At 72.3% G+C, this 6,125-nt stretch carries 6 protein-coding genes and 1 pseudogene; 4 read left to right on the top strand and 3 right to left on the bottom strand.

Going from position 1 to position 6,125, the window contains the following annotated elements; translation table 11 throughout:
• Positions 1 to 1,178 (top strand): hypothetical protein (locus tag E1281_RS40820; protein WP_207943707.1); only part of this gene is annotated, 1,178 nt, incomplete at its 5' end.
• 32 nt (positions 1,179 to 1,210) lie between these two features.
• On the opposite strand, the gene E1281_RS36070 is transcribed toward E1281_RS40820, so the two are convergent.
• Positions 1,211 to 2,161 carry a S16 family serine protease gene (locus E1281_RS36070; RefSeq protein ID WP_131884189.1) on the bottom strand — a complete coding sequence of 317 codons (951 nt, stop codon included), beginning with the start codon at positions 2,159 to 2,161 and terminating at the stop codon, positions 1,211 to 1,213.
• A gap of 62 nt (positions 2,162 to 2,223) precedes the next feature.
• Between E1281_RS36070 and E1281_RS36065 the strand changes: the two genes are divergently transcribed.
• Positions 2,224 to 2,934, top strand: a complete 711-nt coding sequence (locus E1281_RS36065; RefSeq protein WP_131884188.1) for a response regulator transcription factor — start codon at positions 2,224 to 2,226, stop codon at positions 2,932 to 2,934.
• Here E1281_RS36065 and E1281_RS36060 read toward each other — a convergent pair.
• On the bottom strand, positions 2,891 to 3,646 hold the full coding sequence (locus E1281_RS36060; RefSeq protein WP_131884187.1) for a hypothetical protein: 756 nt from the start codon (positions 3,644 to 3,646) through the stop codon (positions 2,891 to 2,893). The two genes, E1281_RS36065 and E1281_RS36060, sit on opposite strands and share 44 nt — an antisense overlap.
• Positions 3,647 to 3,656: 10 nt before the next feature.
• Positions 3,657 to 4,433 carry a hypothetical protein gene (locus E1281_RS36055; RefSeq protein WP_207943706.1) on the bottom strand — a complete coding sequence of 259 codons (777 nt, stop codon included), beginning with the start codon at positions 4,431 to 4,433 and terminating at the stop codon, positions 3,657 to 3,659.
• Between the two features lie 468 nt (positions 4,434 to 4,901).
• Here E1281_RS36055 and E1281_RS36050 point away from each other — a divergent pair, with 468 nt between their 5' ends.
• A complete protein-coding gene (locus E1281_RS36050; RefSeq protein WP_131884185.1) occupies positions 4,902 to 5,831 on the top strand; it encodes a sigma-70 family RNA polymerase sigma factor in 930 nt (309 codons plus the stop codon).
• Positions 5,828 to 6,125 (top strand): annotated as a pseudogene (locus E1281_RS36045) (hypothetical protein); the annotation flags it as partial. The gene E1281_RS36050 and the pseudogene E1281_RS36045, both read left to right, overlap by 4 nt.

Here is a 6,125-nt window from a genome sequence, read left to right as displayed (position 1 = left end):
AGCCCAGCCCCCGCCCCAGGCCGGAGCCCGAGCCCGAGCCCGAACCGGAGCCGGAGCCGGAGCCGAAGGCCCGGCCCAAGGCGCAAGCGAAGGCGAAGCCGAAGGCCAAAGCAAAGCCGAAGCCGAAGGCGAAGACAGGAGGCCGGAAGGGGTTCGGGAAGGTCCGGCCAGGATGGTTCGCGCGCAGGTCGGGGCCCGGTGTCACCACCAAGCCCGGCACGGGCGGGTCCGCACCGGCCGTTCCCGTCCGTCCCCGGTTCGGCGCGTACCGCGTCCCGGCGGTGGCGATCGTGGTCTGGGCGGTGGCGTCCCTGGCCGCCGTGTACGCGTTGTGGCCCGAGGAACTCCCGATCGAGTTCATCCTCCTGCTGTTCTTCCCGCTGGTCGCGGCACCGGTCATCGCGCGGGAGGCCGCGCTGCGGTCCCAGCTCTGGCTCTGGGCGGTCTGCGCGGTGCCGTTCGCGGCCGCCGCCGCGCTCGCCGCCAACGAGGCCCGGGGCGACGGGTTCTGGACGCTCTGCGCCGCCCTGGCCGCGCTCACCGTGGCGGGCCTGGGGCTGGCCGCGCTTCCGCTGATCGTCCTGGAGGGCCGTGAGCTGGACCGGCTGATGGGTCCCGAATGGCTCGGCTACCAGATCTTCAACGTGCCCGGGGCGGGGCTCGACAACGCCGCCGCGCGCGAGGCGGCCAGGACCACCGCCGACGAGCTGCAGGCGCTGGCCGCGATCGAGGGGGTCCGGATCGTGCACGGGCTCACCCCGCCGCAACTGCCGGGGAAGGCGGTCTGCTACGTCGACCACGCCGTGCTGCGGGGCAACCGGCTCGCCCTCGTCATGGCCCGCCGCTGGCCCTCGGCGGCCTACACCTGGACGAACGCGGGAGTGTTCTCCGCCGACGGGCAGCGATTCCCCGGCGGCGACACCGGCATGACCACGGCGGTGAAGGGCATCCGCAGGGTGGTGCCGCGCGGAGTGCGGGTGCGCGGGTACGTCGCCGTGATCGCGGACGGCCGCGGGCCGGCGTCCGGGCCGGACTTCACGCCGCCCCGCAAGGGCGACCTGCTCGCCGGGGAACCGGTGCAGATCCGCAGGGAGATCGCCGACTGGCTCGGGAAGACCGACCCTGTCGTGCGCCGCCGGCTGTTCGCCGCCCTGCTACCCCACGTCCGCGAGCCCTGAGCGCGGCTCCGGACCCGACTCCGGACGGGGCGTCAGCAGACCGGGGCGCGCCCGCCGGTCGAGCAGAGCCAGCCGACGGCCTCCGGCACCGTGCGGACCGGCACGACCCGCACCCCGGTGTCCCGGGCCGCCGCGACCGCCTCGCGGCGTTGCGAGAACGGCACGAAGAACACGTCCATGCGGGCCTCGGCCGCCGCGTCCACCTTCAGGGCGACCTCGCCTACGCCGGACACGTTCCCGCTCAGCCCGATCTCGCCCGTCCCCGTGACTCGGCGCCCACCGGTCAGGTCGCCCGGGGTCAGCGCGTCGACGCGGGCCAGGGCCAGCACGAGCCCGGCCGACGCCCCCTCGACGGGACCGAGGCGGTGCGCGGTGGCCGAGACGCGGGGGCCCGCCCGGACCCCCGCGAGCCGGGCGGCGGGCATCTCCCGGAGCTCGGCGCTCCCCCAAACGTCACCGGAGATCCGGGGGACGACGAGCACCTGCGGCGATCTCCGGCCGGCGACCGCGGTCTCCAGGTCGGCGGGCGCACGCAGCGGGAGGAGGTCGCCGCCCCGGCCCGCCGCCAGCATGATGTCCCCGGTTTTCAGGCCGGTGTCGCGCGCCGATGCGGTGACCTCGGCCACTTGGAGGCCGGCGGCGCCCACCGGGTTCCGCCGCGCGGCGAGCTGGGCCGCCACCAGGACGGCGCGGGTCTGTGCCGTGGCCATCGCGTCACCCACCTCCGGCGCCGCGCCGGCGTCCTCGCCGGACCCCTGGCCCGCAGGCCGGATCGTACGTTCACCGGTGATCTCGGCGCCCAGCCACTGGAACCAGTTGCTGTCCCGCACCCGGGCGGTCGTGACCGACCACGACCCGCCGCCGGGCGAGCCGACGGCGATGGCCGGTCCGGGACCGACACGGTCGTACGGCGAGTCGCCCAGGCCGAAGACCGTCAGGACGATCACGGAGGCGATCACGCCGTACAGTAAACGGCGCCCCATCCGCACCCCACCCCGCTCGCTGTCACTCTGGATCGCGGTCACCCCTCCGTTATGCTGGCGCCATGGCGCGGATCTTGGTCGTGGACGACGATCCGCGACTGGTGAAACTGGTCGCGGGCCTGCTGCGCAAGCGCCATCACCAGGTGGAGTCCGTGGCCAGCGGCGAGCTCGCCATGCTGGCGCTGCGCCGCGGCGACATCGACATCGCGCTGCTCGACGTCAACCTCCCCGACATCGACGGGCTGTCCCTCATCGACCAGCTGCGCGACGAGGGGAACACCACGCCGCTGATCCTGCTGACCGTCCGCACCGAGCCGCACGAGCAGGCGCTCGGGCTGCGGCTGGGCGCGGACGACTACGTCACCAAGCCGTTCAACCCGGAGGTGCTGCTCGCCCGGATCCAGGCGGTACTGCGGCGCAGCGCCGGGAACGTCGCCCGCAACGCCGACGAGGCCCGCAACGACCTGCTCGACATCCCCCCGGTGCGGCTCGATCTCACCGCCCGGCAGGTCTTCCGGGACGGGGCGGAGGTGCGGCTGGCGCCCATGGAGTACGCCGTCCTGGAGTTCCTGGCGGTCAACCGGGGCCGTGCCGTCTCCAAGGAGGAGATCATGCTGCACGTGTGGGGCACCGACCGGGGCGTCTCCCGGACCCTGGCCGAACACGTCTCCCGGCTCCGCCGCAAGATCGGCGACAACGTCATCATGACACGGACGGGGTTCGGGTACCTCATCCCTGCGGCTCCCGGGGGCTCCGCAGCCACAGCTCGGTGACCAGCGCGTTCTGGGCTTCGAGCCGGCACCACAGCTGGTCGCCGGCGGACTGCATGGTGGTACGCCACCGGGCCAGCCCCAGGTGGTCACCGACCCCGTCGGTGACGTACGCGGGCCAGGGCAGCCCGATCCGTGCCCGCATCGGCTCCAGGTCCGAACGGGTCAGGTGGCGGGAGACCGACCGCACCGTGTGGACGGTGAAGGCGCCCTGTTCCCGGGCGGAGACCTGCTGGTGCGCGAGAGTGCCGAGCAGCGCCGTGTGGGTCTGGACGGTGTCGGCCACGATCCGCTCCGCCTTGACGTCGGGCGCCCGCATCTCCTCCAGGTCGGTGAGCAGGCGGCTGAGCCCGTCGATCGCCGAGCCGAGCAGTTCCGCGTCCTCGCTGCCCTGGCCGCGGACCGCCTCGCCGATCAGGTTCGCGGTGACCGAGGCGATCGTGAGCTCGCCCGCCATCCGGTGGGCGAGGCCGCGGGTGAACCTGTCGTGCCATGTCTCCGGCGGCGTACCCTCGTCGCGGCCGACGAGCACCGCGGACGCCGTGGTCAGCGGGATCGCGGTCAGCTCGCCGCTGGTGAAGACCGACCGCCAGGTCAGCGCCTGGCCGACCGCGACGAGCGAGTCCCGGTCCAGACCCGCCTCACCGGAACAGCTCAGATCTTCTACGCCGCCGGGCTGGACCCCGGCCCGGGCGTGCACCACCACGGGTAGCACCGGGATCCCCTCATGTCGTTTCCGCGGCGGCCTTGTCGGCCGCGAGCTGGTCGAGCGCCTGGCGCATGTCGGTGCCGGTCTTGACGACCCTGACGTAGTGCCCGGTCAGCCGCCCGGCGAGCTGGGCGTTCAGGCCGCCCTCACCGATGCCGCCGGAGAGCTGGTGCTCCTCGACGGCCACGATCGCGTCCCCGCGTTCCACGAGGACGTCGGTGACCTGTACCGGGTTCATGGCGTTCATCAGGAACGTCGACGGGTCGTTGGAGAACTCGATGATCTCCAGCCGCTCCCTGCCGTAGGCGTGGTTCAGCAGGGCCTGGGCGCCGCGAAGCCGGTTCGCGCCGCGGCCGATGAAGGCTCCCCGCGCGTCGAGGCCCTTCACGGTGGGGGCCACGGCGATCTTCGTCTTGGTCCCGGCGACCCTGGCGACCGCCTTGATGACGACCTTGCCGGTGAGGAGCTCGTCGACGAAGCCCGCCAGGACGCGCTCGACCAGCTGGGGCGACGTCACCGAGAGCATGAGGCGCTCGTCCTCCTCACCCGCCGCCGGCGAGACGCCGACGACCAGGGCGACGAGCTTGTCGCCCGCGCTCAGCCGGGGCGGCGCGGCCCCCTCCGGAAGGTCGAAGGCGTCGGCGCGCGGCAGCATGGCGTCGCGGGCCTCTCCTGTCACGACGTCGTAGACGGCGCAGCGGAAACCGTCCGGTACGGACGACTTGATGTGCGCGGTCACCGTCGTTCCGACGAGCGGCGATTCGAGACCGAGATCGCTGAGGATCGTTCCCACGGTCATGTCCTTTCGTTGGCAAGCGGGGCCCGTGACCCAGCCTGGTCTTACGGCAGCCTACGCACGCACTCCCTGACCTCTAGAGTCCGCGCGTTCGCGAATCCGCAACCCCGACGTTGGAAGTGGACCGCTGGTTCCCTTGGTACGCACACCGGCAACACACCGAACACACATCAGACTGGCAAGGTTTGACCTACAATATATCAATTTCTTGTCAACAGGCTTGTCGGTTGGCACTTTCCCCGGACAACCGCCGCCGCCGGCGGCAAGCCGCTCATCTGGGGTTTGTCCCCGGCTTCCGGCCGATCGGCCCTCGCGGGCCCCCGCCGATAACTTTCGTGCCAGTCCGAAGCGCCTGAGAACGTATCAACGGTCCCATTCTGGCCCGACCGATCCCGGGCCGAGTCGCATCCAACTCGGGCAGCAACAAGTTCAGACCTCGCATTCGCGACAAGCCGAGGGAGACGGATGAACATCGAGCAGGCCGTGGGCGGCAGCCGCCCTACCGCCGACGAGTTCCGTACCCGCAATGACGAGCTCTTCGCCAGGCGGATGGAACTTCAGGAGCGGCTCACCGACCTGCGCAAGAGGGCCGACTCGGGTGAGCTCGACATGCTCTCCGAGCTGGCCCTGCGGCGGACCGAGCGTGAGTTCGACGATCTCACGTACGAGATCATGGTCGCCAACTTCGGGCTCGTACGCAGGTATGTGGCCATGTTCACGTCCAAGTCCAGCGAGCACGGCGAGGACTTCGAGAGCGCCGGCAAGGTCGGACTGGTGTGGGCGATCGCGTCCTACGACCCGGGCCGCGGACCGTTCGCCAGCTGGGCGTTCAAGCCGATCCAGCGGGAGGTGCTGCGCGCGGTACGGGACGCCGACCACCCCAACCTCAACCCCGGGGACTTCGAGAAGCGTCCCGCGATCCTGGCCGCCGAGCGGGCGTACTTGGAGGAGGCCGGGCCGAACGCCCTGCCGGACCACGACGCCATCTCCCGGCGCGCCGGGGTGACCGTCGCCCAGGTGAGGCGCGTGCTCGACGCTCCCCGGCTGGACAGCCTGCACGCGCCCGCCTCGGGCCAGGGGGAGGAAGAGGTCGGCTGGGAGGACCGGCTGCCCGACCCGTCCCTGAACATCGAGGACGAGGTGCTGCTCCGCTTCGATCTGCGCGCTCTCAACAGCCGCGGCTTGCCGAATCTCGACCCGCGCGAACGGTACGTACTGACGCGCCGGTTCGGGCTGGACGGCGAGCCGGAACAGGCGCTGCGCGTCATCGGTGAGCGGCTCGGGCTCTCTCGCGAGGGGGTGCGGCAGATCCAGCAGAAGGCGCTGGCCAAGCTCCTCCAGCCGTTCGTGGACAGCTCCGAGAGGCCCGGAAGACTCGAAGGGCGAGCAGGATGAACGACGGACAGCGGGGGGCCACCGGGCCCGGCACGGGCGCGGCCGGCGAGGCCCCGGAGGCGAACCCGTGGATCATCATCGATGACACGGAGGAGGACGCCGCCGCCTGGCCGTCACAGGCCGCGGAGGAGGCGCCCGCCGCGCCTCCCCAGGCCGGCCAGGCAGGTCCCTCCGCCGGTCCCGGACCCGGGCAGCCGCCGCCGGAGGCCCGGAACGGCGCACAGGGCGCCGGCTGGGACTCGCTCGGCACGTGGGACAGCTGGAACGGCATGCCGGCGAGCCCTCCGGGGTCCC

Source organism: Actinomadura sp. KC345, assembly GCF_004348515.1.
Lineage (GTDB): Bacteria > Actinomycetota > Actinomycetes > Streptosporangiales > Streptosporangiaceae > Spirillospora.
Note: the sequence above shows the minus strand (reverse complement) of the source record. Positions and strands in the feature narration are given on the sequence as shown.

Excerpts from the sequence above, each read along its gene's own strand:
- E1281_RS36070 (WP_131884189.1), bottom strand. The coding sequence starts at position 2,161 with ATGGGGCGCCGTTTACTGTACGGCGTGATCGCCTCCGTGATCGTCCTG.
- E1281_RS36065 (WP_131884188.1), top strand. The coding sequence starts at position 2,224 with ATGGCGCGGATCTTGGTCGTGGACGACGATCCGCGACTGGTGAAACTG.
- E1281_RS36050 (WP_131884185.1), top strand. The coding sequence starts at position 4,902 with ATGAACATCGAGCAGGCCGTGGGCGGCAGCCGCCCTACCGCCGACGAG.